Origin of the sequence: Sphingomonas trueperi (assembly GCF_040545965.1) — a bacterium.
GTDB lineage: Bacteria > Pseudomonadota > Alphaproteobacteria > Sphingomonadales > Sphingomonadaceae > Sphingomonas > Sphingomonas trueperi_C.
Window position 1 is genome coordinate 310,624 of sequence record NZ_JBEPMV010000003.1, and the last position, 23,070, is coordinate 333,693.

Consider the following 23,070-nt stretch of genomic DNA (forward strand, 5'->3'; position numbering starts at 1 on the left):
GGTCAAGTGGTTACAGCGTCTCGAAAAGACCCGCAGCGCCCATGCCGCCGCCGATGCACATCGTCACCACGACATACTTCGCGCCGCGGCGCTTGCCTTCGATCAGCGCATGGCCGGTCATGCGCGCACCCGACATGCCGTACGGGTGGCCGATCGAGATGGCGCCGCCGTTGACGTTGAGCAGCTCGTTGGGGATGCCCAGCTTGTCGCGGCAGTAGAGCACCTGCACGGCGAACGCCTCGTTAAGCTCCCACAGGCCTATATCGTCCATCTTCAGGTTGAAGCGCTTGAGCAGCTTGGGGATGGCATAGATCGGGCCGATGCCCATCTCGTCGGGCTTGGTGCCCGCCACCGCCATGCCGACATAGCGGCCGAGCGGGGTGAGGCCGCGCTTCTCGGCGAGCTTCTCCTCCATCAGCACCGCGGCCGAGGAGCCGTCGGACAGCTGGCTGGCATTGCCCGCGGTGACGGTGCCGTTCGGCAGGACGGTCTGCAGCGCCTGCAGGCCCTCCAGCGTCGTCTCGGGACGATTGCCCTCATCCTTGGAAAGCGTGATTTCCTTCTGCGAGACTTCCTTGGTTTCCTTGTTGACCAGGTTCATCGTCGCGGTGACCGGCACGATCTCGTCGTCGAACTTGCCCGCGGCCTGCGCGGCGGCGGTGCGCTGCTGCGACTGGAGCGCATAGGCGTCGCACGCGTCGCGGCCGATGCCGTAGCGGGCGGCGACCACTTCGGCGGTCTGGAGCATCGGCATGTACGTGTCGTTGTGCAGTTCAATCAGCGAGCGATCGGGCTCGACGCGCATCTGCGGGGTCTGGACGATGCTGATCGACTCCACGCCGCCGCCGAGGGTGATGTCCATATTGTCGACGACGATCTGCTTGGCCGCCGTCGCGATCGCCATCAGGCCGGAGGCGCACTGGCGATCGATCGACATGCCCGGCACTTGCACCGGCAGCCCGGCGCGGAGCAGCGCGAGGCGGGCGATGTTGGGCGCCTGGCTGCCCTGCTGGAGCGCGGCGCCGAACACGACGTCGTCGACCTGGCCCGGCTCGATGCCTGCCCGCTCGACCGCGGCGCGGATCGCGTGCGCGCCCAGGGTCGGCGCCGGCGTGGCGTTGAACGCCCCGCGATAGGCCCGGCCGATGCCCGTGCGGGCGGTGGAAACGATGACTGCGGAGCGCATAGGGTTCCTCTCTCACTAATTCTTAAGCCCCTCCCCTTCAGGGGAGGGGTTGGGGTGGGGTACTTCTTAACAGCGTAGGGCTGGTGGATCGGTCATCCCCCACCCCCAACCCCTTCCCTGAAGGGGAGGGGCTTTTTGAACCTCAAACATACACCAGCGCGATCCACTCGGCGATCACCGCCGGCTTCTCCTCGCCTTCGATCTCGAGCACATATTCCTGCACCTGTTCCCAGACGCCGGGCTGGCGCTCGACGAACTTCTTGAGCGTGAACCGCCCCCGCACCCGCTTGCCGGAGCGCACAGGGGTAAGGAACCGGACCTTGTTCCCCCCATAGTTCACCCCCATCCGCGCGCCCTCAATGGCGGGCGCATCGGTACGCGCAGCGAGCATCGGCATCAGCGAGAGCGACAGGAAGCCATGCGCGACCGTGCCGCCGAACGGGGTCTCGGCCGCGCGCACCGGATCGACATGGATGAACTGGTGATCGCCGGTCGCGTCCGCGAACTGGTCGATCATCGCCTGGGTGACCTCCACCCAGTCCGAGACATGCTCGGCGCCGATCCGTTCGGCCATCGCGTGCGGGGTGACGGTCGCCGCCAAGACTATCCTCTCGCGTAATTATCTTTCATAGGCACGCCATATCTAGTGGGGCCACCGGCCTCCCTGCAAGCTTTAGCCGACCGGAAACTGGAAAATGCCGACTGCCGTACCGTCACACCACCGCGAATCGATGGCCAAGCTGCACCGTGCGGCCGAACCCGATGTTCTAAAACCGCTTCTGGAGCGGGCGCGACTCACGCCCGATTCGCGCGAGCGGGTGATGGATCATGCGCTGGCGCTGCTGGCGGACCTTCGTGCGGCGCAGACCCGCGGCTGGGTGAACCAGTTCCTCCAGGAATACCGGCTCAACTCGTCCGAAGGCGTCGCGCTGCTCAGCCTGGCTGAAGCGTTCCTGCGCGTGCCCGATCCCGAAACCGCCGACCTGCTGATCGCCGACAAGCTCGGCGATGCCGACTGGAAGGCGCATTCGGGCAAGTCCAACTCGGTGCTGGTCAATTCGGCGACCTGGGGCCTGATGCTCGGCCGCGCGCTGGTCGGCGACGAGAAGACGGGCGCGCTCCGCCGCCTGATCTCGCGCGCCGGCGAGCCCTTCGTCCGCCAGGCGGTAGGTGCCGCGATGAAGCGGATGGGCGAGGTCTTCGTGATGGGCCGCACCATCGACGAGGCGATGAAGCGGATGAAGAAGCCCGAGAACAAGGGCTTCACCGCCAGCTTCGACATGCTCGGCGAAGCCGCGCGGACCAAGGCCGATGCCGAACGCTATTTCCAGGCCTATTTCGAGGCGATCCGCGCGGTCGGCCGCGATCCCAAGGCGGGCCATTCGATCTCGGTGAAGCTCTCCGCGCTCCACCCGCGCTACGAAGTCGCGCAATATGATCGCTGCGTGCCCGAGCTGACCGACATGCTCGCGCAGCTCGCCTCGGAATCGGCGGCGCAGAGCATCCCGCTCACCGTCGACGCCGAGGAGAGCGAGCGGCTCGACATGAGCCTCGACATCATCGGTTCGGTCGCACGCCGTCCCGAGCTCAAGGGCTGGAATGGCTTCGGCATGGCAGTGCAGGCCTATGGCAAGCGCGCCCGCGCGGTGATCGGCTGGGCCGACGACCTTGGCCGGCCGATGCATGTCCGCCTGGTCAAGGGCGCCTATTGGGACAGCGAGATCAAGCGCACCCAGGTGGAGGGCCTGTCGGACTATCCGCTGTTCACGCGCAAGGCGGCGACCGACGTGTCGTACCTCGCCTGCGCCCGCGACATGCTCGCGGCCAGGAACATCGTGCCGGCCTTCGCCAGCCACAATGCGCTGACCGTCGCCACCATCCTCGACTGGGCCGGCGACAGCCGCGACTTCGAATTCCAGCGCCTCCACGGCATGGGCGAAGGCCTATACGAGCGGCTGGTCAACGAGCAGGGCTATCACTGCCGCATCTACGCGCCGGTGGGCGGGCATCGTGACCTACTGGCGTACCTGGTCCGCCGTCTGCTGGAGAATGGCGCGAACTCGAGCTTCGTCCACCAGCTCGCCGATGAACAGCTGAGCGAGGCCGAGCTGCTCGCCGATCCGGTGGAGAAGATCGCGGCGGTGGGTGGCACGCGGCACCCGAGCATTCCGCTGCCCGTCGAGCTGTTCGGCGCGTGGAAGAATAGCGGCGGCATCGATCTCGCCGAGCGGACGATCCTGGCGGAAACGGCAATCGCAATTACTTCCAAGCCACTCCCCGCTGCCGAGACGAGTGCGCCCACCGACGTGCGCGCTGCCATCGACCGTGCGACGGCCGCCTTCCCCGGCTGGGCAGCCACCCCGCTCGCCACCCGCGCCGCAATCCTCGAGCGCCTCGCCGACCTGCTCGAGGAAAACCGCATCGAGCTGATGGCGCTCGCGGTGAAGGAAGCCTTCAAGACGATTCCCGACGCGCTCGGCGAGGTCCGCGAGGCCGCCGATTTCTGCCGCTATTATGCCCTCCAGGCCCGCACCGGCCTGGCGCCGATCACCCTCCCCGGGCCGACCGGCGAGCGTAACGAGCTGCGCATGGAAGGCCGCGGCGTGTGGGCGGCGATCGCGCCGTGGAACTTCCCGCTGGCGATCTTCCTCGGCCAGACCGCAGCCGCCCTCGTCGCCGGCAACGCGGTGGTGGCAAAGCCCGCCCCGCAGACGCCGGAGATCGCCCGCGCCGCGGTGCGCCTCGCGCATCAGGCAGGCGTACCGGAAGACGCGCTGGTGCTGGTGACCGGCGGCCCGGAGGTGGGCGCAGCCCTTACCGCCGATCCGCGCATTGCCGGCGTGGCCTTCACCGGCTCGACCCCGACCGCCAAGAAGATCGCCGCATCGCTTCTCGAAGGCGACGACCGCCCGCTGGTGCCGCTGATCGCCGAGACCGGCGGCATCAACGCGATGATCGTCGATTCCACCGCGCTGCCCGAGCAGGTGGTAGCCGACGTGCTCACCTCGGCTTTCCGCTCGGCCGGCCAGCGCTGCTCGGCGCTGCGCCTGCTGCTGCTGCAGGAGGAGATCGCCGAGGGCGTGATCGAGATGCTGCGCGGCGCGATGGAGCTGCTGATCCTCGGCGACCCCGCCGATCCGCGCACCGATATCGGCCCTGTCATCGACCAGGCGGCCTATGACAAGCTGATGGCCTATCGCGACAGCGCCAAGGCCCAGTGGATCAAGACCGTGCCGGTCCCCGCCAACGGCCTGTTCGTGCCGCCGACGATGATCCGCATCGATCGCCCCGAGGACCTGACCCGCGAATGGTTCGGCCCGATCCTGCACGTCGCCACCTGGAAGGCGGGCCAGCTCGCCGAGACGGTCGCGCGGGTCAACGCCAAGGGCTTCGGCCTGACCATGGGCCTGCACAGCCGCATTGCCCGTTCGGCCGAGCTGGTCGAGGCGGAGGCGCGCGTCGGCAATCTCTACATCAATCGTTCGATGATCGGCGCGGTGGTCGGCTCGCAGCCCTTCGGCGGCGAGGGCCTGTCGGGCACCGGCCCGAAGGCGGGCGGGCCGCACTATCTGCACCGCTTCTGCGCGGAGCGGGCGGTGTCGGTGGATACCACCAGCGCCGGCGGCAACGCGACGCTGCTCAGCCTGGACGAAGGGGGGATTTGATTGGACCTATCTATCCTCTCCCTTGAGGGAGAGGATAGCGAAGCTTGGCGGCTTGCCGGCTAGCGAAGTTTGGAGAGGGTGAGCGGCGCGCAAGCGCTGCCTAGCCGTTCGATAGCCGGACTGCCCCTCTCCCTCCCACTGCCTTCGGCAGCGGGCCCCTCCCTCTCCCCGGTGGGGAGAGGGATAAGAGGCTCATCCGCCGTGCGTGGCCATCCACTGCTCGACGACCGGCGCGATGCGGTTGCGCCACTTAGAGCCGTTGAAGATGCCATAATGGCCGACGCCTTCGGCCAGATGGTACTGCTTGTACGATTCCGGCAGGTTGGTCGCGATGGTCAACGCCGCCTTGGTCTGGCCGATGCCCGAGATGTCGTCGCGCTCGCCCTCAATGGCGAGAATGCCGATGTCCTTGATCGCGCCCGGATCTACCTTGCGGCCGCGGTGCAGCATCTCCCCCTTGGGCAACGCGTGCGTCTGGAACACCACTTCGATCGTCTGCAGGTAGAATTCCGCCGTCATGTCACAGACCGAGCGATATTCTTCGTAGAACTTCATCGTCGCGTCGGCGCTCTCGTCGTCGCCCTGGACGAGATGCTTGAACATCTCCCAGTGCGAGATGAGGTGATTGCCCAGATTCATCGTCATGAAGCCGGCGAGCTGCAGGAAGCCGGGATAGACCTTCCGGCCCGCGCCCGCATAGGTCATCGGCACGGTGGCGATGACGTTGTGCTCGAACCAGCTGTAGGGGCGCTCGGTCGCCAGCGTGTTGACCGCGGTGGGCGCCTCGCGCGTGTCGATCGGGCCACCCATCATCGTCAGCGTGGCCGGGCGATTGGGATGGTTGTCCGCGCTCATCACCGCCGCGGCGGCGTAGCAAGGCACCGAGGGCTGGCACACCGCCAGCATGTGCGGCCGCGCAGCGCCTTCGGCACCGATATGCGCGAGGAAATCGATCACATAGTCGACATAGTCGTCGAGGTCGAAGCGGCCCTCGCTGGTCGGCACCAGCTTGGCGTCGCGCCAGTCGGTGATGTAGACGTCCGCCACCGGCAGCATCCGCTGCACCGTGCCGCGCAGCAGCGTGGCATAGTGGCCAGACATCGGCGCGACGATCAGCAGTTTCGGGCCGCCCTCCACGCCCTCGCGCACGAAGCGCTTGAGCTGGCCGAAGGGCTTGCGCAGCACGATCTCCTCGTGGACCTCGACCCGGCGGCCATCGATCTCGGTGAAGTCGAGCGCGAAATCCGGTTTGCCGCGCGGTGCCGAGGCGTGTGCGAACACCTCCAGCGCCGAGGCCATCACCGGGCCGCCGCCGAAATAGGCAAACGGATTGGCCGGATTGTTGAGCAGCCCCGCGCCAAAATTGGCCAGAGCACTCGCCCCGGCGAGCATCGAACGTTGGAATTCGTAAGCGTCGTACAGCATAAAATTCCTTCCCCGTGCCCCGATCCCTGCAGCGGGGGTTGTCTTACCACTCATATAGACGCCGCTCTTGTGCGTCGCAACGTCGTAGCTATGCGGAACAGAGAGAAACGGAGGTGGTTCCCCTGCCCCGCGAACCGCGCTAGTCGCTTGTCCCATGGCCGACACGACCCCGCCGCCGGCGCCGCGCCGCAAGCTCAGCAGCCTGCTTGTCATCTGGCAGTTCACCCGCCGCTATCCGCTGCAGATCGTCGTCGCGATGGTGTCGCTGCTCACCTCGTCCGCCGCGACGCTGTGGATTCCGCGCACCTTCAAGCAGATCGTCGACAACGGCTTCTCGGCCGATGCCGACACCAGCAGGATCGGGGTCTATTTCGAGGGCCTGCTGGCGGTGATCCTGGTGCTGTCGATCGCGACAGCCATCCGCTTCTTCTTCATCTCCTGGGTGGCGGAGCGGACCGTGGCGGATCTTCGCGTTGCGGTGCACCGCAATTTGCTGCGCCTGCCGCCGAAATGGTTCGAGGAAAACCGCCCGTCGGAGATCGCCTCGCGACTCACCTCGGATACCGCGCTGGTCGAGCAGGTGGTCGGCTCCACCGTGTCGATCGCGCTGCGCAACCTGCTGACCGGCATCGGCGGCGTGATCTATCTGTTCGTGCTCTCGCCCAAGATCGCCGCGTATCTGATCGTCGGCATGCCGCTGACCGTGCTGCCGATCGTGTGGCTGGGCGGCCGCGTGCGCCAATATTCGCGCAACAGCCAGGACCGCGTCGCCGATATCGGCGCGATCGCCTCCGAAACGCTGGGGGCGATGCGAATCGTCCAGGCCTTCGGACAGGAGCGCCGCGAGAGCCAGCGCTTCCAGGACGCGGTGGTGCGCAGCTTTGCCGCCGCGCAGAAGCGCTTCGCCCTGCGCGCGGTGATGACCGCGCTGGTCATCGGCCTGCTGTTCACCGCGATCACGCTGATCATGTGGGATGCGGTGTCGGGCGTTGCCGCCGGGCAGATCAGCGGCGGCGCGATCACGGCGTTCGTGATCACCGCGGGCCTCGTCACCGGCTCGTTCGGCGCGCTGACCGAGGTCTATGGCGACCTGCTGCGTGCCTCGGGCGCCGCCAGCCGACTTGCCGAGCTGCTTCAGCAGGAGCCGGACATCGCCCCGCCTGCCAACCCAGTCGCGCTGCCCAGCCCGGCCGAAGGCGCGATCGCGTTCGACGCCGTCACCTTCCGCTACCCCACCCGCCCCGAAGTCTCGGCGCTGCAGGACTTCTCGCTGTTCGTCGCACCCGGCGAAACCGTGGCGGTGGTCGGGCCCTCAGGTGCCGGCAAGTCGACCTTGTTCCAGCTGCTCCAGCGCTTCTACGATCCCGAAAGCGGCGAGATCCGCATCGACGGCGTCGCCATCCCCAAGGCGGATCCGACGGACGTGCGCGCCCGTATCGCGATGGTCCCGCAGGAGACGGTCATCTTCGCGGCAAGCGCGCGCGACAATCTCCGATATGGGGCCTGGGAGGCCAGAGACGACGCGATCTGGGCCGCCGCCGAGGCCGCCAACGCCGCGGAGTTCCTGCGCAGCCTGCCGGACGGGCTCGACACTTTTCTCGGCGAAGGCGGCGCCCGGCTTTCCGGCGGGCAGCGGCAGCGGCTCTCCATCGCCCGCGCCCTGCTCCGCGACGCGCCGATCCTGCTGCTCGACGAGGCGACCAGCGCGCTGGATGCCGAGAGCGAGAAGCTGGTGCAGGATGCTTTAGAGCATTTGATGCAGGGTCGCACCACGCTGGTGATCGCCCACCGCCTAGCCACGGTGCGCGCGGCGGGACGGATCATCGTGATGGACGGCGGGCGTATCGTCGAGACCGGCACCCATGCGGAGCTGGTGGCGCAGGGCGGACTCTACGCCCGGCTCGCGGCGCTGCAGTTCAACGAAGCTGCGTAGCCCACGAACACCATAAGCATTTCCTCCCTCGCGAAGCGGGGAGGGGGACCGCCGCCGAAGGCGGTGGTGGAGGGGGCCGACCGCCGGCCGCGCCTGGCGGCGCGCCCCCTCCACCACGCCGCGATGCGGCGCGGTCCCCCTCCCCCGGCACGCCGGGGGAGGAAACGCTTAAGCTGCCATCGCCTGGCGGGACGCGATCCACTCGGCGAACGCCGCCACTTCCAGCGGCCGCGCGAACCAATAGCCCTGGGCTTCCTCGCAGCCCATGCCGGCGAGGATCGCGGCGGCATCCGCCGTCTCGACACCTTCCGCCACCACGCGGCGGCCGAGCTTGTGGAGCAGGCCGACCATCGTCTCGACCAGCACGTAATCGGCACCCCAGGCGGCGCTGAGGTCGCGGACGAAGGCCTGGTCGATTTTCACCACGTGCGCCGGCACCTGCTGAAGATAGGCCAGGCTGCTGTGCCCCGTGCCGAAATCGTCGATCGCCAGCGCGACCCCCGCCTCGGCCAGTTCGCGCAGCATCGCCAGCGCCTTTTCGGGCTGCGCCATCATCGCGCTTTCGGTGAGTTCGATCTCCAGCTGCGACGGCCGCAACTGGCGCGTCATCAGCGCCAGCTGGATGCGCTGGATCAGATCGGCTTCCATCAGGTTGGCAGCGGAGATGTTGATCGACAGCGTCAGGTCCAGTCCCGCAGCGCCCCACGCCACGAGCTGGTCGAGCGCGTGCTCCAGCACCCACTGCGTCGTCGGGCGGGCCAGCGCGGTCTGTTCGATGATCGGGATGAACTCGGCGGGCGAGATGTCGCCCAGCGTCGGGTGGCGCCAGCGCAGCAGCGTCTCCGCCCCCAGGCACTGCCCCGTGGCGAGGTCCACACGCGGCTGGAAGACCAGCCGCAGCTGGTCGCCCGCCTCCAGCGCCGCGCCGAAATCCTGGAGCAGGTCGTAATGGCGCCGCATCGCAGAGTCGCGCGCTTCCGAATAGAGCGCAATCGCGCCGTCGGTGCGCCGCGCGTCCTGCGCTGCGCTGCCCGCGCCGCGCAGCACGTCCTCGGGCGGCACCGCGCCCAGCCGGAACGGGCGCACGCCGATGGCCACGCTGGTGACGAAGCGCACGCTCGAATTTGCCCTGATCACCTCGAAGCCGCGTTCGAGCAGCGCGATATAGGCCTGCACCTCCACGTCCGGTGCCGACAGGAAAGCGAACTGGGTGGTGCCGACATGATAGGCGGTCCGGTCCGGCCCCAGGATGTTCTGGATGGCGTGTGCCGCCTCGCGCACCAATTCATCGAGCCGCACGGCACCCATCGCGCCGACGATCTTGGCGATCTGGTCGTCGCGGGCGAGATCGGCCACCACCGCGATCCGCGCCTGGCCGGGGCAGTCGAGCGCCAGGTCGGCGAGGTCGTCGCAGAATTGCGCGCGCGTCGGCAGGCCGCTGACCGGATCGATCCGGCCGAAGGCATGCTGCAGCTCGATCTGCTCCATCACCATCGCGGCGAGATCGGTCAGCGCCGTGAGCTCCTCTGGGGTCGCAACGCGCGGCTCGGCACCCAGCACGCACAGCGCGCCCAGCCCATAGCCATCCCGCGTCACCAGCGGCGCACCGGCATAGAAGCGCGTGCCATGTTCGGCGAGCAGGCTGTCCGAATAGCAGGGGTGCGCGGCGAAGTCCTCGATCACCACGACGTCGCGCGTCTCGGCAACTTCAGAGCACGGCGCCTTGTCGCGCGGGATGCTGCTATGCTCGACGCCGACCCGCGACTTGAACCATTGCCGGTCCTTGTCGGTCAGCGACACGGCGGCGATCGGCAGGCCAAAGATCTGGGCCGCCATGCGCGTGATGCGATCGAAATGCTCGCTCGGGGGCGTGTCGAGCAGCTTCAGCTGATGCAGCGCGTCGAGTCGCGCCGCTTCCCGGTAATCCTGCACAATCGTTCCCTTCGCCGTCCATTATAGACGTCGCGAACGAACGTTTCCGCACAGCGCTGAAAAGCCGTGGTTAATCGGCCATGATGCTCTTCGCGACCGCCTCGGCGACCTTGATGCCGTCGATCGCCGCCGAAAGGATGCCGCCGGCATAGCCCGCGCCCTCGCCCGCCGGGAACAGCCGCGGCGTGTTGAGGCTCTGCAGGTCCGCCCCGCGGGTGATCCGCAGCGGCGAAGAGGTGCGCGTCTCGACGCCGGTCATCACCGCTTCGGGATGATCGTAGCGGGCGATCTGGCGGCCGAACACCGGCAGCGCCTCGCGGAACGCCTCGATCACGAAGTCAGGCAGGCAGGCGGAGAGATCGGTCGGCGTCACCCCCGGCTTGTAGCTCGGCACCACCTGCCCCAGCGCGGTCGAGGGCCGCCCGGCGAGCAGGTCGCCGACCAACTGGCCCGGCGCATGGTAGTTCGAGCCGCCGGCGATAAACGCTGCGTCCTCCCATTTCCGCTGGAGCTCGATGCCGGCGAGCGGGCCGCCCGGATAGTCCCGCGCGGGATCGATCGCCACGACCAGGCCGGAATTGGCGTTGAACTCGGCACGCGAATACTGGCTCATGCCGTTGGTGACGACGCGGCCCTCTTCCGAGGTCGCCGCCACCACCCGCCCGCCCGGGCACATGCAGAAGCTGTAGACGGTGCGGCCATTGGCGCAGTGGTGCGACAGCGCATAGGCGGCGGCGCCTAGGTCCGGGTGCTTGGCGCAGTTGCCGAAGCGCGCCTGGTCGATCCAGCTTTGCGGATGCTCGATCCGCACGCCGATCGAAAAGGGCTTGGCCTCCAGGTGGACGCCCATGCGGTGGAGCATCTCGAACGTCGGGCGGGCGCTATGGCCCACTGCGAGCACGACATGGTCCGCCTCCAGAAAGCTGCCGTCGTGCAGGTGGAGGCCGCGCATCTTGCGCTCGCCGTCGAGCTCGATCGCGTCGACGCGGGTCTGCCAGCGATATTCGCCGCCCAGTTCCTCGATGGTGCGGCGCATGCTCTCCACCATCGAGACCAGGCGGAAGGTGCCGATATGCGGATGCGCCTGCCACAGGATGTCGTCGGGCGCGCCGGCCTTCACGAATTCCTCGAGCACCTTGCGGCCCAGAAAGCGCGGGTCCTTCACCCGGCAGTAGAGCTTGCCGTCGGAGAAGGTCCCTGCCCCGCCCTCGCCGAACTGGACGTTGGAGTCCGGGTTGAGCTCGGAGCGGCGCCACAGGCCCCAAGTGTCCTTGGTGCGCTCGCGCACGATCTTGCCGCGATCGACGATGATCGGGCGGAAGCCCATCTGGGCAAGGATCAGCCCGGCGAAAAGCCCGCACGGCCCCGCACCGATCACCACCGGGCGCAGACCTTGCCAGCCCTGCGGCGCATGGACCGGCGGGCGATAGGTCATGTCCGGCGTAGGCCGCACATCCTTGTCGCCGGCGAGGCGCGCCAGCACCTCGGCCTCGTCGGTCAGGTCGACGTCGACCGTGTAGACCAGCAGGATCGCATTGCGCCGCCGGGCATCGTTGCCGCGCTTGAACACGGTGAAGCCGCGCACCTCGGCCGGCGCCACGCCCAGCCGCGCCGCGATCGCGGGCGCGAGCGCATCGGCGGGATGGTCGAGGGGCAGGGAAAGTCCGGACAGGCGCAGCATCGAAAAATGGGTTCCAGCAGATGTGGGGGGCGGGATGCTCCCCCCTTAGCCGCATGGGCCCGCGCGGCAAACCGGGGATTGGTGCGTATCGCTCAGTCGCGCGCCAGCGAGTCGCGCAGTGCCTGCGCCTCGCGGTTGAGTGCCGCCAGCCGCTCCAGCGTGAGGTCGGTCTTCTCGAGGATCGCCTCGCCCAGGCAGCCGCATTGCTCGCGGATTGCTTGGCCCTGCTCGGTCAGGAACACCTGCACCTGGCGCTCGTCCTCCGGGTTCCGCTTGCGTGTCACCAGACCGGCCGCCTCCAGCCGCTTCACCAGCGGGGTGATCGTGCTCGACTCGAGCGCGAGCCGCTCGCCGATCGCGCCTACCGTGCGGCCGTCCTTCTCCCACAGCGCGTGGAGCACCAGATATTGCGGATAGGTAATCCCCAGCCGATCCAGGATAGGCTTGTAGACGCGCGTGATCGCCATGCTCGCGCTGTAGAGCGAAAAGCAGAGCTGGCCGTCGAGCGGAAGCGGGGCGGGCATGGGCAGAAACTCCTCCCCGCCGGACAGCGGCGGGATAAAACCTATATCGCGATAAAGATTCCTCTGGACAAGGGGTTCGGCCTCGCCTATCTAGCCGTTATCGCGATAATGATTATCGCAGAAAGCAAGGAGACACCCGATGTCGGTCGATGTGAAGTACACCACCAAGGCAACTGCAACCGGCGGCCGCGACGGCAGCGCGCGCTCGGAAGACGGCGTTCTGGAAGTGAAGCTCTCGACCCCGAAGGAACTGGGCGGCGCCGGCGGCGACGGCACCAATCCCGAGCAGCTGTTCGCAGCCGGTTATTCGGCCTGCTTCATCGGCGCGCTCAAGGCCGTCGGTGCGGGCATGAAGATCAAGGTTCCGGCCGACGTGAAGGTCACCGCCACCGTGGGTATCGGCCCGCGTTCGGAAGGCGGCTTCGGCATCACCGCCGATCTGCTGATCGACCTGCCGGGGATGGATCGCGAAGAAGCCCAGAAGCTGGTCGACGCCGCGCACCAGACCTGCCCCTATTCGAACGCGACCCGCGGCAACGTGAATGTCGGCCTGACGCTGGCCTGAAGGCGGACGGCCCCTGCCCCCTCTTCGGAGGGGGCATCGGGCGCGCCCGACAAGCAAAGCGTGACGAAACCCTCTTCCGCCTCGGAAGAGGGTTTTCGTTTGTCGGCTAGACCCGCATGTCCAGCAGCGAACCCATCATCTGGTTGTCGGTCTTGATCACCGACAGGTTCGCGCGGAACGAAAAGAGCGCCTTGCGCTGCTCGACATCCTCGCTCGCGAAATCGACGTCGGGCGCTTCGATGTTCCCATCTTCATCGGCGTCCTGCGATTCCGGGTCGTAGCGCGGGCCCGTTCCCGGCACCGCCGGCACCGGCTTGGCGTTGACGCCGCCCGCAGCGGCCGCCGCCTGGTAGATCGCGATCGGCTGATAGGCGTGGTTGACCGTCTTGCCGATCGCCTCCGCCGCCTTCACCGCCTTGACGGTTTCGCCGGTGGTATTGGCGTTGGCGACGTTCTGCGCGCTGACGTTGATCCGCGCGACGCTGGCCTGGACCCCCGTAAGGGCAATGTTGGTGGCGATCATGGCGCTACTCCGATGCGCCAGTGTCGCAGCCGGGTGTAAACGAGCGGTTGCCGAACATGCTTAACCGCCCGCACTTGCAAAAAAGGGCCGCGCCTGCCAATCGAGCAGGCGCGGCCCTTTTGTCAGCGCATCACTTGCGGATGAACGCCAGCAGATCCGGGTTCAGCACATCGGCGTGCGTGGTCAGCATGCCGTGCGGATAGCCCTTGTAGACCTTCAGCTCGCCATTCTTGACCAGCTTCACGCCCAGCATCGCCGAATCCGCGATCGGCACGATCTGATCGTCGTCGCCGTGCATGAACAGCACCGGCACCTGGATCTTCTTCAGATCCTCGGTCTGGTCGGTCTCCGAGAAGGCCTTGATGCAGTCATACTGCGCCTTGGCGCCGCCGATCATGCCCTGGCGCCACCAATTCTGGATGATGCCCTGCGAGACCTTCGCACCCGGACGGTTGAAGCCGTAGAACGGACCCGACGGCACATCGAGGTAGAATTGCGCGCGGTTCGCGGCGAGCGCGGCACGGAAGCCGTCGAACACCTCGATCGGCAGGCCGCCCGGGTTGCTGGCGGTCTTGAGCATGATCGGCGGGATCGCACCGACCAGCACCGCCTTGGCGACGCGGCCCGGCTTGGACCGCGCGACATAGGCCGCGACTTCGCCGCCGCCGGTCGAGTGGCCGATATGCACGGCGTTCTTCAGGTCCAGCGCCTCGGCCAGCTCCAGCACGTCCGACGCATAGGTCGCCATGTCGTTACCGGTGTCGGTCTGGGTCGAACGGCCATGGCCCCGGCGGTCATGCGCGATCACGCGGAAGCCCTTCTCGAGGAAGTAGAGCATCTGCGCGTCCCAGTCGTCCGACGAGAGCGGCCAGCCATGGTGGAACACAATCGGCTGGGCAGTCTTGGGGCCCCAGTCCTTGTAGAAGATCGTCGTGCCGTCCTTGACCGTGATGGTAGCCATGTTCGCTTCTCCATGATGTGAATGGCCCTGGGCCATCGCCTGCGCCGCCGGGGCGAGCGCTGCGACGGCACCGACCGCCAGCGCGCCTTCCAGCAATTCGCGGCGCGTGACGCCCAGCATATTCTCGATTCCGCTCATCCCCGCGCTCCTTTGAATCAATGCCAATTCAACAAGGGCATGGTACGCGCCCGATCGGCTGCCGCCGTTCATCGCAGGATCGGTACAACGGCGAAACCACACGCTGGTATAGGGCTACCGATCGGTCGAGACAGGTGGCGGACACGGCCTAATCGGCGCGGTCTGGATTCACCCCTCCAAGAAGGCGGCTAGTTCTTCGGGCGTACCGTTCGGGAAGGCCGCCTTGAGATAGTCGAGGAACGCCGATACCCGCGCGCTGAGCAGCCGCCTGGACGGATAGAGTGCCCACAAGGCCACCGTCGCCCCGGCGAGGTCGCCCCAATGAACGAGCCGGCCGCTCGCGATGTCGCCGCTCACCAGCGACAGCGGCAGCCGCGCTGCGCCGACGCCCATCCGCACCGCGTCGCGCAGCATCATGTTCGATGACATGGCGAGTACCGGCACCACCGGCAGGTCCACGGGCCCGCCCTGTGCATCGAGCTTCCACACGCCCGCCTCGCCGAGCGCCCCGCGCACCAGCGCCGGCACCGCCTCGCCTGCCGCCGGCCGCGCCAGCCCTGGTGCAGCGACCACCACCTGCCGGTCGTGGAGAAAGGCGCGCCCGACCAGGGCGACGTCCGGCTGCGGATTGACCCGGATGACTAGGTCATAGGCCTCCTCGATCATATCGACGGCGCGATCCTCGACGATGATCTCCGGGCGGACCTCGGGATAGGCGAGCGCAAAGCCCGCCGCGATCTTGCCCATCGCCGCCTGCGAGAAGAGCAAGGGCGCGCTGATCCGCAGCCGCCCGCGTGGACGCTCGCCACCGGCGGCAATTGCCGCGGCGGTCTCCTCAAGTTCGGTGAGCAGCTGGCCGGTGCGCGCAAACAACGCGCTGCCCTCCTCGGTCAGCTGGAGGTTGCGGGTACCACGCTCGAACAGCCGCAGCTCCAACGCCGCTTCCAGCTCGGCAACCCGCCGCGACAGCGTCGCCTTGGGTCGGCCGGTCGCCCGCGCCGCCTTGCCGAAGCCACCGTGCCGGGCGACGAGGTTGAAATCGGCAAGCGCCAGCAGATCCATTTGCGTTCCACCTGTGAGACGGCGCGTCCAGATATAGCGGCTATTGGATCGCCTGTGGATCACTAATTTGGGGGTCAGCCAAGCACGGCCAGCCAAGGAGCCCCGCTATGATCTACTCGACCGCCACCGTTCCGGTGAACCCCGCCGGCGAAACCCCGCTCACCCGCGACCAGGTCTGGAAGGGCCTGGAAGCCAAGGCACGCGACGCCCGGCTGTTCCTCCCCGAAGGCCTGTGCACCCGCTGCGACGTGACGGAGGACAGCGACACGCATTTCGTCCGCGAGGCGACCATCGCCGGCGCCGATCTGCGGGAGATCATCACGCTGGAGCCGGGGCGCAAGGTTACCTTCTTCCAGGCGACCGGCCCGCGCGAAGGCGCGATCGTCAACGAGCTGTTCGAGGACGCGGCCGGCGCGCTCCAGCTGCGCTTCTATTGCTATCTCGGCCTGCGCGATCACGCACCCGGCGGCCCCGAGGAACAGGCCGAGCAGGCCAGTTTCGACAGCGAACGCGGCTACAAGGCCGCCCTGCTCTCCACGCTCCAGCGCACCCGCGAACTGCTGGCCCAAGGCCGCCTCTGATCCTCGCACGTCTCAGGAGAAGAATCATGACCGACATCTGGACCCCGCTGACCACCGGCAAACTGCAGCTCCCCCACCGGCTCGCCATGGCACCGATGACCCGCAGCCGCGCCAAGCCCGACGGCACGCCCGGCGATCTCGCCGCGCTCTACTATGAGCAGCGCGCCAGCATGGGCCTGTTGATCACCGAAGGCACCCAGCCTTCGGATGACGGCCAGGGCTATCTCGCCACCCCCGGCATCTATACCGACGCGCATGTCGCCGGCTGGCGGAGGGTGACCGATGCGGTTCATGCCGCCGGGGGCCGGGTCTTCGTTCAGCTGATGCATGTCGGCCGGCGTGCGCATCCGGACAACACGCCGCACCATCGCCAGCCGGTCGCCCCCTCGGCGATCGCGCCGGGCGAGGACATGTTCACCATGGGCGGCATGCAGCCGGTCCCCGTCCCGCGCGCACTGTCGACCGCCGAGGTTGAGCAGACCGTCGCCGATTTCGCGCACGCGGCAAAGCGCGCCATCGAGGCAGGCGCGGACGGCGTCGAGATCCACGGCGCCAATGGCTATCTGGTCCACCAGTTCCTTGCCGAAGATGCCAACCAGCGCACCGACCGCTATGGCGGATTGATGGAGAATCGCGCGCGCTTCGCGATCGAGTTGGTGCGTGCGGTGGCGGAAGCGATCGGGCCGGAGCGGACCGCGATACGCCTGTCGCCGGGCGTGCCGACCGGGGGAATCGCCGAGGGCAGCGGCAATGACGATCTCTACCGCTATCTTGCGACCGAATTCGGCGGGATGGGCCTTGCCTATCTCCACCTGCTGTTCGTCCGCGGCGACGATCCGCTGCTCGCCGAACTGCGCGGGCTGTTCCGCGGCACGCTGGTGCTGAACCGCCCCGGACGGCAGCGCGACCAGATCGGCGCGGATGTCGCCGCGGGCCTCGCCGATATCGAAGCCTTGGGCGTGCTGGCGCTGGCCAATCCCGACCTCGTCGAACGGTTGAAGGCCGATGCCCCGCTCAACGAGGGGCGCCCGGCGCTATTCTACGCAGGCGGCGGTGCCGAAGGCTATACCGACTACCCGACGCTCGACGCGGCCTAAACGTGCGGCGGGTGGCGCGCCTGCCACCCGCACCCTCTCCGTCTACGCCGGCGGCATTGGCGCCAAGATGACGATGGATTAAGCCGCCGACATCGCAAACCGCCCGTTCGGCAGAAAGAATCACCCATGTTGCCTGCAGCGAATCTCGTCGACGCATTCGAGCGCGTGACCGACTATTGGTCGCCCAAGGTGATCGGCCGCGTGAACGACCAACTGCTCAAGGCCGCCAAGCTGAAGGGGGAACTCGTCTGGCACGCACACGATGCGGAGGACGAGCTGTTCTATGTCGTGAAGGGCTCGCTCCGCATCGAGTTCGATGACGGCGTGACGACCCTCCGCCAGGGCGAGTTCCTGACCGTCCCCAAGGGAGTGCGGCACAATCCGGTTGCGGACGAGGAATGCTGGATCCTGCTGATCGAGCCTGCCTCGACCTTGCACACGGGCGCGGAAATGACCGATCGCACCCGTAGCCTGGAGGAGCAGCTCCGCTAGGCGGAGCGCCGTTTCTTCATCTCTGGGGAAGCGATCGATCTCGCCGATCAGGCGCCCGGCAGTGCCGGGATTCCAGGGGGAAATGGTGGAGCCGAGGGGGATCGAACCCCTGACCTTCGCAATGCCATTGCGACGCTCTCCCAGCTGAGCTACGGCCCCATTCCCCGGGAAGGCGGCCCCTCTATAAGGGCCTTGCGGGGTTGGCAAGCGCCTTTTTCGCGCTTGCCAAATTTTTTCCGACTTACTGCTCGTCGTCGTCGCTGACGGTCTCGACGCCCAGGTCGTCGTCGCCGCCCAGATCGACGTCGTCGTCCGGCGAGGGCTCCTCGTCGTCCGCACCGATGTCCAGATCGTCATCGCCCACCAGATCCGAATCCTCGGCTTCCGGCTTGTCGGTGTTGGCCTTCACTGCCTCGAACGGCAGCGGCTGCTTCGACTTCAGGATGGGCTCGGGCTCCCAGGCGAAGCCGCAGTTGATGCAGGTGACCGGCTCGTCCTTGGTCAGATCATAGAAGCGCGTACCGCACTTCGGGCAGCTGCGCTTGGTGCCCCATTCCGGCTTCACCATGTGTTGCCTCTTCGCCTTTCGCTGTGTTCGGAGATTTCGGGATGTGATCCCGGAAAGTGGGGCGCGCCTTGCCATGCTGCAAGCCGCCTGTCAAAGCCGCGCCCATGTCGAACACCGATCCCCGCCCTCTCACCCTCGCCGCCCGTGGTCCGCTGCGCGGCACCGTTACCGTTCCCGGCGACAAGTCGATCAGCCACCGCGCAATCATGTTTTCCGCGCTTGCCGTCGGTGAAAGCCGGATCGAAGGCCTGCTGGAAGGTGAGGACGTGCTCGCCACCGCCGCCGCGATGCGGGCGATGGGTGCGCAGGTGGAACGCGGCGAGGACGGCGTATGGCGCGTCCACGGCGTGGGCGTCGGCGGGCTGCAGCAGCCGGCCCAGGCGCTCGACATGGGCAATAGCGGCACGTCGACCCGCCTGCTGATGGGCCTGGTCGCCAGCCACGGCATCACCGCCACCTTCACCGGCGATGCGTCGCTTTCGGGCCGCCCGATGGGCCGGGTGATCGAGCCGCTGAGCCAGATGGGCGCCGAGATCACCGCCAGCCCCGGCGGCCGCCTGCCGCTGATGCTCCGCGGCATGTGCCCGGCGGTGCCGATCGAATACACCCTGCCCGTCGCCTCGGCGCAGGTGAAGTCGGCAGTGCTGCTCGCGGGGCTCAACACGCCGGGCATCACCCGCGTGATCGAACCCGTCCCCACCCGCGACCATAGCGAGCGGATGCTGCGCGGCTTCGGTGCCGAGCTGACCGTCGAGGACGGCCCCGACGGCAAGATCATCTCGATCACCGGCGAGGCCGAGCTCAAGCCCCAGCACATCGTCGTGCCGGGCGACCCCTCCTCCGCGGGTTTCTGGATGGTCGCCGCGTCGATCGTGCCGGGGTCGGAAATCACCATCGCCAATGTCTGCATGAACCCGACGCGCACCGGGCTGATTACCGCGCTGCGCATGATGGGCGCGGACATCGCCGAGACCAACGCCCGTACGGTGGGCGGCGAGCCGGTCGCCGACCTGGTCGTCCGCCATGCGCCGCTCAAGGCGATCGAGGTTCCCGCCGATCTCGCGCCGAGCATGATCGACGAATATCCGGTGCTGTTCGTGGCCGCCTCGCTGGCCGAGGGCCGCACCGTTGCCCGCGGCGCGCACGAACTGCGGGTGAAGGAATCGGACCGGATCGCCGCGATGCGCACCGCGCTGGAAGCCTGCGGCGTGGTGACCGAGGAGTTCGAAGACGGCCTCGCCATCCAAGGCTCGGCCGGCGCACCGCTCGCCGGCGGCGGCAAGGTCGCGACGCTGCTCGACCACCGCATCGCGATGAGCATGACCGTCGCTGCACTCGCCGCCGAACAACCGATCGCGATCGACGATGTCGCGCCGGTGGCGACCAGCTATCCGAACTTCTTCGCCACGCTGGACGCGCTGACTCACAGCTGATGCGACAAGTTCACGGCAAGTCCCTTGACGCGCGGCGCCGGTCTCGCAAGGGAACCGCATGATTATCGCAGTCGACGGCCCGGCAGCTTCGGGCAAGGGCACCATCGCGCGCGCCCTCGCCCGCCAGTACAACTTGCCGCATCTTGATACCGGCCTGCTCTATCGTGCCGTTGCCGCAACGGTACTGCGCGAAGGGCTGGACCCGGGCAAGGAAGCCGATGCGGTAGCCGCCTGCGGCTTCGACGATTCGCTGCTCGCAGACCCGGTCCTGCGCACCGACGAGGTGGGCCAGACCGCCTCGATCGTCTCGGCGCATCCGCTGGTCCGCGCGGCGCTGCTCGCCCGGCAGAAGCGCTTCGCCCAGCAGCCCGGCGGCGCGCTGCTCGACGGCCGCGACATCGGCACGGTGATCGCGCCCGAGGCCGAGGTGAAGCTGTTCGTGAAGGCGACTCCGATGATCCGCGCCCAGCGCCGGCATCTGGAGCTCCGCAAGAACGGCATTAACGTCAGCCTCGACAAGGTGCTGGCCGACATCCGCGCCCGCGACGAGCGCGACTCGCAGCGCAGCGAGGCGCCGCTGGTGCAGGCCCCCGACGCGGTGACGTTGGATACCAGCTTCCTCTCGATCGACGCGGCGGTGCAGCGCGCGATCGAGATCGTCGAGAAGAAGCGGGCGACAGCTTAAACCCCTCCCCCTCGGGCGCATCAGGTCGGCGCTGCTCCCAGCAGCGCCTGAACAGCGCGGGGCGCTGTTCACCTGATGCGGGGTTTGGGGTGGGGCTGTGTCTCGCAGAGACCAACGCAAGTTCTGGAATCCCTCCACCCCCAACCCCTCCTCCAAGGAGGAGGGGCTTAGCGGGTGCCTCGCCCCCGAAAACCTTGCTTTCGCGCCCCATCCGCAGTAAGGCGCGCGCATCCTGCGGGCGGGTGCTCGTGGGGGATGGCGCTGGGAGCCTTGCTTCCATGCGCCCTTTTCGCGTTTCGACGCGTCTGGCCGTCCCCTGCCTGAACCCGTGCGAAGGATGTCGCGACCGGCATTCGGCCGCCGCGGCATTTCTGGCCCACAAGACCGCCGGATCCAACCGGTTGGCCGGAAAAAACGAACGTTAGGAAACTCTTTTCTATGGCCACTACGGCAACCCCATCCCGCGACGATTTCGCGGCACTGCTCGACGAAACCTTCGGTCAGGCGGACGGCTTTGAAGGCCGCGTCGTGATCGGCACCGTCACCGGCATCGAGAACGACCTCGCCGTCATCGACGTGGGCCTCAAGTCCGAAGGCCGCGTGCCGCTGCGCGAATTCGCAGCGCCGGGCCAGAAGGCGGACCTCAAGGTCGGCGACGAAGTCGAAGTCTATGTCGACCGCGTCGAGAACGCGAACGGCGAAGCGATGCTCAGCCGCGACCGCGCCCGCCGCGAAGCCGCCTGGGACAAGCTCGAGGCGGAATTCGCCCAGAACACCCGCGTCGAAGGCGTCATCTTCGGCCGCGTCAAGGGCGGCTTCACCGTCGACCTCAACGGCGCCGTGGCCTTCCTGCCGGGCAGCCAGGTCGACATCCGTCCGGTGCGCGACGTCACCCCGCTGATGGACATCGCCCAGCCCTTTCAGATCCTCAAGATGGACCGCAAGCGCGGCAACATCGTCGTGTCGCGTCGCGCGGTGCTCGAGGAAACCCGCGCCGAGCAGCGCTCGGGCCTGATCCAGAGCCTCGCCGAGGGCCAGGTGATCGACGGCGTCGTCAAGAACATCACCGATTACGGTGCGTTCGTCGACCTGGGCGGCATCGACGGCCTGCTGCACGTCACCGACCTGAGCTACAAGCGCGTCAACCACCCGTCGGAAGTCCTGAACATCGGCGACACCGTCCGCGTTCAGATCATCCGCATCAACCGCGACACGCAGCGCATCTCGCTGGGCATGAAGCAGCTCGAGAGCGATCCGTGGGATGGCGCGAGCGCGAAGTACCCGGTCGGCGCCAAGCTGTCGGGCCGCGTGACCAACATCACCGAGTACGGTGCGTTCGTCGAGCTGGAAGCCGGCATCGAGGGCCTGGTCCACGTGTCCGAAATGAGCTGGACCAAGAAGAACGTCCATCCGGGCAAGATCGTCTCGACCTCGCAGGAAGTCGAAGTCGTCGTGCTCGAGGTCGATCAGGAAAAGCGCCGCATCTCGCTCGGCCTCAAGCAGGCCCAGCAGAACCCGTGGGAAAAGTTCGCCGAAGAGCACCCGGTCGGTTCGACCGTCGAGGGCGAAGTCAAGAACGCCACCGAGTTCGGCCTGTTCATCGGCCTGGACAACGACGTCGACGGCATGGTCCACATGTCCGACATCGCTTGGGGCATCTCGGGTGAAGACGCGCTGGCGCTGCACCGCAAGGGTGAGACCGTCACCGCGATCGTTCTGGCCGTCGAAGCCGACAAGGAGCGCATCTCGCTCGGCATGAAGCAGCTCGAGCGTGGCGGCGTCGCCGCTGCCGGTTCGACCGGTGGTGCCGATCGTCTGGGCAAGAACTCGGTCGTCACCGTCACCGTCCTCGAAGTCCGCGACGCGGGCCTCGAAGTGCAGGTTGGCGACGATGGCGCGACCGGCTTCATCAAGCGCACCGATCTCGGCCGCGACCGCGACGAGCAGCGTCCGGAGCGTTTCCAGGTCGGCCAGAAGTTCGACGCGATGGTCACCGGCTTCGATCGTTCGAAGAAGCCGACCTTCTCGGTCAAGGCGATGCAGATCGCCGAAGAGAAGCAGGCCGTGCAGCAGTATGGCTCGTCCGACTCGGGCGCGTCGCTGGGCGACATTCTGGGTGAGGCCCTCAAGGCCCGCAGCCAGAACAACTAATCTTTCGACCTGAAGAGGGGCTCGGGCGCCGCGCAAGCGGTTCCCGAGCCCTTCTTTTTTGATTTTTAGACCGCATCAACCACATCTTCTGGTTGCTGCAGATTGGGAAAAAGCGCTAAGGTTTCCTTGGGGATAGCCGTTGCGCGGCCATTGGGGGGCGCGTTTCGCCAAGGGAGGGGCCCGGATGATCCGGTCTGAGTTGGTTCAATTGCTGGTACAGGAAAACCCGGGACTTTCGGTCCGGGAAGTCGAAAAGATCGTGTCGATCTTCTTCGACGAGATTGTCGGCCGGCTGAGTGAAGATGGTCGCGTAGAGCTGCGCGGCTTCGGTGCGTTCTCGACGCGCGCGCGCGATGCGCGCGTGGGTCGCAATCCGCGGACGGGCGAGTCCGTGGAAGTGGACGCCAAGCGCGTCCCTTATTTCAAGCCCGGCAAGGAGATGCGCATCCGCCTCAACATGTGATGCGC

Annotated in this window: 20 protein-coding genes and 1 tRNA gene; 10 read left to right on the top strand and 11 right to left on the bottom strand. The window is 67.4% G+C overall.

Annotated features, from left to right (window positions below; all coding sequences use genetic code 11):
• Positions 1–10: 10 nt before the first annotated feature.
• The gene (locus ABIC35_RS09130; RefSeq protein ID WP_121074942.1) at positions 11–1,186 is read right to left on the bottom strand and encodes an acetyl-CoA C-acyltransferase; all 1,176 of its coding nucleotides are present in this window, start codon (positions 1,184–1,186) and stop codon (positions 11–13) included.
• Positions 1,187–1,328: 142 nt separating this feature from the next.
• Positions 1,329–1,760, bottom strand: a complete 432-nt coding sequence (locus tag ABIC35_RS09135) for a MaoC family dehydratase (protein ID WP_121079203.1) — start codon at positions 1,758–1,760, stop codon at positions 1,329–1,331.
• Between the two features lie 157 nt (positions 1,761–1,917).
• Here ABIC35_RS09135 and ABIC35_RS09140 point away from each other — a divergent pair, with 157 nt between their 5' ends.
• Entirely contained in the window at positions 1,918–4,851 is a 2,934-nt protein-coding gene (locus tag ABIC35_RS09140) for an L-glutamate gamma-semialdehyde dehydrogenase (protein WP_121074939.1), read from the top strand.
• A gap of 192 nt (positions 4,852–5,043) precedes the next feature.
• Here the strand turns inward: ABIC35_RS09140 and ABIC35_RS09145 are convergent, their stop codons facing one another.
• The gene (locus ABIC35_RS09145; protein ID WP_121074936.1) at positions 5,044–6,276 is read right to left on the bottom strand and encodes a polyhydroxyalkanoate depolymerase; all 1,233 of its coding nucleotides are present in this window, start codon (positions 6,274–6,276) and stop codon (positions 5,044–5,046) included.
• Positions 6,277–6,430: 154 nt separating this feature from the next.
• On the opposite strand from ABIC35_RS09145, the gene ABIC35_RS09150 reads away from it, so the two are divergent.
• Complete coding sequence (locus ABIC35_RS09150) at positions 6,431–8,209, top strand: ABC transporter transmembrane domain-containing protein (RefSeq protein ID WP_121074933.1); 1,779 nt, start codon at positions 6,431–6,433, stop codon at positions 8,207–8,209.
• A 168-nt stretch (positions 8,210–8,377) separates the two neighbouring features.
• Here ABIC35_RS09150 and ABIC35_RS09155 read toward each other — a convergent pair whose 3' ends face one another.
• From ABIC35_RS09155 to ABIC35_RS09165, 3 genes are all read right to left on the bottom strand, one after another.
• Positions 8,378–10,141: a putative bifunctional diguanylate cyclase/phosphodiesterase gene (locus ABIC35_RS09155; RefSeq protein WP_121074930.1), complete on the bottom strand. Its 1,764-nt coding sequence runs from the start codon at positions 10,139–10,141 to the stop codon at positions 8,378–8,380.
• Positions 10,142–10,211: 70 nt separating this feature from the next.
• Entirely contained in the window at positions 10,212–11,822 is a 1,611-nt protein-coding gene (locus tag ABIC35_RS09160) for an NAD(P)/FAD-dependent oxidoreductase (protein WP_121074927.1), read from the bottom strand.
• A 92-nt stretch (positions 11,823–11,914) separates the two neighbouring features.
• Positions 11,915–12,346 (bottom strand): MarR family winged helix-turn-helix transcriptional regulator, encoded by a 432-nt coding sequence (locus tag ABIC35_RS09165; protein WP_121074924.1) that lies wholly within the window; start codon positions 12,344–12,346, stop codon positions 11,915–11,917.
• Positions 12,347–12,485: 139 nt separating this feature from the next.
• On the opposite strand from ABIC35_RS09165, the gene ABIC35_RS09170 reads away from it, so the two are divergent.
• Complete coding sequence (locus ABIC35_RS09170; protein WP_121074921.1) at positions 12,486–12,911, top strand: organic hydroperoxide resistance protein; 426 nt, start codon at positions 12,486–12,488, stop codon at positions 12,909–12,911.
• Between the two features lie 106 nt (positions 12,912–13,017).
• On the opposite strand, the gene ABIC35_RS09175 is transcribed toward ABIC35_RS09170, so the two are convergent.
• The 3 genes from ABIC35_RS09175 to ABIC35_RS09185 all read right to left on the bottom strand — a co-directional run bounded on the left by ABIC35_RS09175 (position 13,018) and on the right by ABIC35_RS09185 (position 15,595).
• On the bottom strand, positions 13,018–13,434 hold the full coding sequence (locus ABIC35_RS09175) for a flagellar basal body rod protein FlgC (protein WP_121074918.1): 417 nt from the start codon (positions 13,432–13,434) through the stop codon (positions 13,018–13,020).
• 130 nt (positions 13,435–13,564) lie between these two features.
• Entirely contained in the window at positions 13,565–14,395 is an 831-nt protein-coding gene (locus ABIC35_RS09180; RefSeq protein ID WP_121079201.1) for an alpha/beta fold hydrolase, read from the bottom strand.
• Positions 14,396–14,701: 306 nt separating this feature from the next.
• The gene (locus ABIC35_RS09185) at positions 14,702–15,595 is read right to left on the bottom strand and encodes a LysR family transcriptional regulator (RefSeq protein ID WP_121074915.1); all 894 of its coding nucleotides are present in this window, start codon (positions 15,593–15,595) and stop codon (positions 14,702–14,704) included.
• A gap of 107 nt (positions 15,596–15,702) precedes the next feature.
• Here ABIC35_RS09185 and ABIC35_RS09190 point away from each other — a divergent pair, with 107 nt between their 5' ends.
• From ABIC35_RS09190 to ABIC35_RS09200, 3 genes are all read left to right on the top strand, one after another.
• Positions 15,703–16,176 (top strand): AtaL-like protein, encoded by a 474-nt coding sequence (locus tag ABIC35_RS09190; protein WP_121074912.1) that lies wholly within the window; start codon positions 15,703–15,705, stop codon positions 16,174–16,176.
• 26 nt (positions 16,177–16,202) lie between these two features.
• Positions 16,203–17,273 carry an alkene reductase gene (locus tag ABIC35_RS09195; protein ID WP_121074909.1) on the top strand — a complete coding sequence of 357 codons (1,071 nt, stop codon included), beginning with the start codon at positions 16,203–16,205 and terminating at the stop codon, positions 17,271–17,273.
• Between the two features lie 126 nt (positions 17,274–17,399).
• Entirely contained in the window at positions 17,400–17,765 is a 366-nt protein-coding gene (locus tag ABIC35_RS09200) for a cupin domain-containing protein (RefSeq protein ID WP_121074906.1), read from the top strand.
• An 83-nt stretch (positions 17,766–17,848) separates the two neighbouring features.
• On the opposite strand, the gene ABIC35_RS09205 is transcribed toward ABIC35_RS09200, so the two are convergent.
• Both ABIC35_RS09205 and ABIC35_RS09210 read right to left on the bottom strand, forming a co-directional pair.
• A tRNA-Ala gene (locus ABIC35_RS09205) sits at positions 17,849–17,924 on the bottom strand.
• An 82-nt stretch (positions 17,925–18,006) separates the two neighbouring features.
• A complete protein-coding gene (locus tag ABIC35_RS09210; RefSeq protein WP_121074901.1) occupies positions 18,007–18,333 on the bottom strand; it encodes a TIGR02300 family protein in 327 nt (108 codons plus the stop codon).
• 104 nt (positions 18,334–18,437) lie between these two features.
• Between ABIC35_RS09210 and aroA the strand changes: the two genes are divergently transcribed.
• The 4 genes from aroA (at position 18,438) to ABIC35_RS09230 (ending at position 23,065) form a co-directional block, all read left to right on the top strand.
• A complete protein-coding gene (gene aroA, locus ABIC35_RS09215; protein ID WP_121074898.1) occupies positions 18,438–19,766 on the top strand; it encodes a 3-phosphoshikimate 1-carboxyvinyltransferase in 1,329 nt (442 codons plus the stop codon).
• 58 nt (positions 19,767–19,824) lie between these two features.
• Entirely contained in the window at positions 19,825–20,451 is a 627-nt protein-coding gene (gene cmk, locus ABIC35_RS09220) for a (d)CMP kinase (protein WP_121074895.1), read from the top strand.
• A gap of 438 nt (positions 20,452–20,889) precedes the next feature.
• Positions 20,890–22,602 carry a 30S ribosomal protein S1 gene (gene rpsA, locus ABIC35_RS09225; RefSeq protein WP_121074891.1) on the top strand — a complete coding sequence of 571 codons (1,713 nt, stop codon included), beginning with the start codon at positions 20,890–20,892 and terminating at the stop codon, positions 22,600–22,602.
• 184 nt (positions 22,603–22,786) lie between these two features.
• Complete coding sequence (locus tag ABIC35_RS09230; protein WP_066719245.1) at positions 22,787–23,065, top strand: integration host factor subunit beta; 279 nt, start codon at positions 22,787–22,789, stop codon at positions 23,063–23,065.
• Positions 23,066–23,070 lie beyond the last annotated feature (5 nt).

Excerpts from the sequence above, each read along its gene's own strand:
- ABIC35_RS09130 (WP_121074942.1), bottom strand. The coding sequence starts at position 1,186 with ATGCGCTCCGCAGTCATCGTTTCCACCGCCCGCACGGGCATCGGCCGG.
- ABIC35_RS09135 (WP_121079203.1), bottom strand. The coding sequence starts at position 1,760 with ATGGCCGAACGGATCGGCGCCGAGCATGTCTCGGACTGGGTGGAGGTC.
- ABIC35_RS09140 (WP_121074939.1), top strand. The coding sequence starts at position 1,918 with ATGGCCAAGCTGCACCGTGCGGCCGAACCCGATGTTCTAAAACCGCTT.
- ABIC35_RS09145 (WP_121074936.1), bottom strand. The coding sequence starts at position 6,276 with ATGCTGTACGACGCTTACGAATTCCAACGTTCGATGCTCGCCGGGGCG.
- ABIC35_RS09150 (WP_121074933.1), top strand. The coding sequence starts at position 6,431 with ATGGCCGACACGACCCCGCCGCCGGCGCCGCGCCGCAAGCTCAGCAGC.
- ABIC35_RS09160 (WP_121074927.1), bottom strand. The coding sequence starts at position 11,822 with ATGCTGCGCCTGTCCGGACTTTCCCTGCCCCTCGACCATCCCGCCGAT.
- ABIC35_RS09165 (WP_121074924.1), bottom strand. The coding sequence starts at position 12,346 with ATGCCCGCCCCGCTTCCGCTCGACGGCCAGCTCTGCTTTTCGCTCTAC.
- ABIC35_RS09170 (WP_121074921.1), top strand. The coding sequence starts at position 12,486 with ATGTCGGTCGATGTGAAGTACACCACCAAGGCAACTGCAACCGGCGGC.
- ABIC35_RS09175 (WP_121074918.1), bottom strand. The coding sequence starts at position 13,434 with ATGATCGCCACCAACATTGCCCTTACGGGGGTCCAGGCCAGCGTCGCG.
- ABIC35_RS09180 (WP_121079201.1), bottom strand. The coding sequence starts at position 14,395 with ATGGCTACCATCACGGTCAAGGACGGCACGACGATCTTCTACAAGGAC.
- ABIC35_RS09185 (WP_121074915.1), bottom strand. The coding sequence starts at position 15,595 with ATGGATCTGCTGGCGCTTGCCGATTTCAACCTCGTCGCCCGGCACGGT.
- ABIC35_RS09190 (WP_121074912.1), top strand. The coding sequence starts at position 15,703 with ATGATCTACTCGACCGCCACCGTTCCGGTGAACCCCGCCGGCGAAACC.
- ABIC35_RS09195 (WP_121074909.1), top strand. The coding sequence starts at position 16,203 with ATGACCGACATCTGGACCCCGCTGACCACCGGCAAACTGCAGCTCCCC.
- ABIC35_RS09200 (WP_121074906.1), top strand. The coding sequence starts at position 17,400 with ATGTTGCCTGCAGCGAATCTCGTCGACGCATTCGAGCGCGTGACCGAC.
- ABIC35_RS09210 (WP_121074901.1), bottom strand. The coding sequence starts at position 18,333 with ATGGTGAAGCCGGAATGGGGCACCAAGCGCAGCTGCCCGAAGTGCGGT.
- aroA (WP_121074898.1), top strand. The coding sequence starts at position 18,438 with ATGTCGAACACCGATCCCCGCCCTCTCACCCTCGCCGCCCGTGGTCCG.
- cmk (WP_121074895.1), top strand. The coding sequence starts at position 19,825 with ATGATTATCGCAGTCGACGGCCCGGCAGCTTCGGGCAAGGGCACCATC.
- rpsA (WP_121074891.1), top strand. The coding sequence starts at position 20,890 with ATGGCCACTACGGCAACCCCATCCCGCGACGATTTCGCGGCACTGCTC.
- ABIC35_RS09230 (WP_066719245.1), top strand. The coding sequence starts at position 22,787 with ATGATCCGGTCTGAGTTGGTTCAATTGCTGGTACAGGAAAACCCGGGA.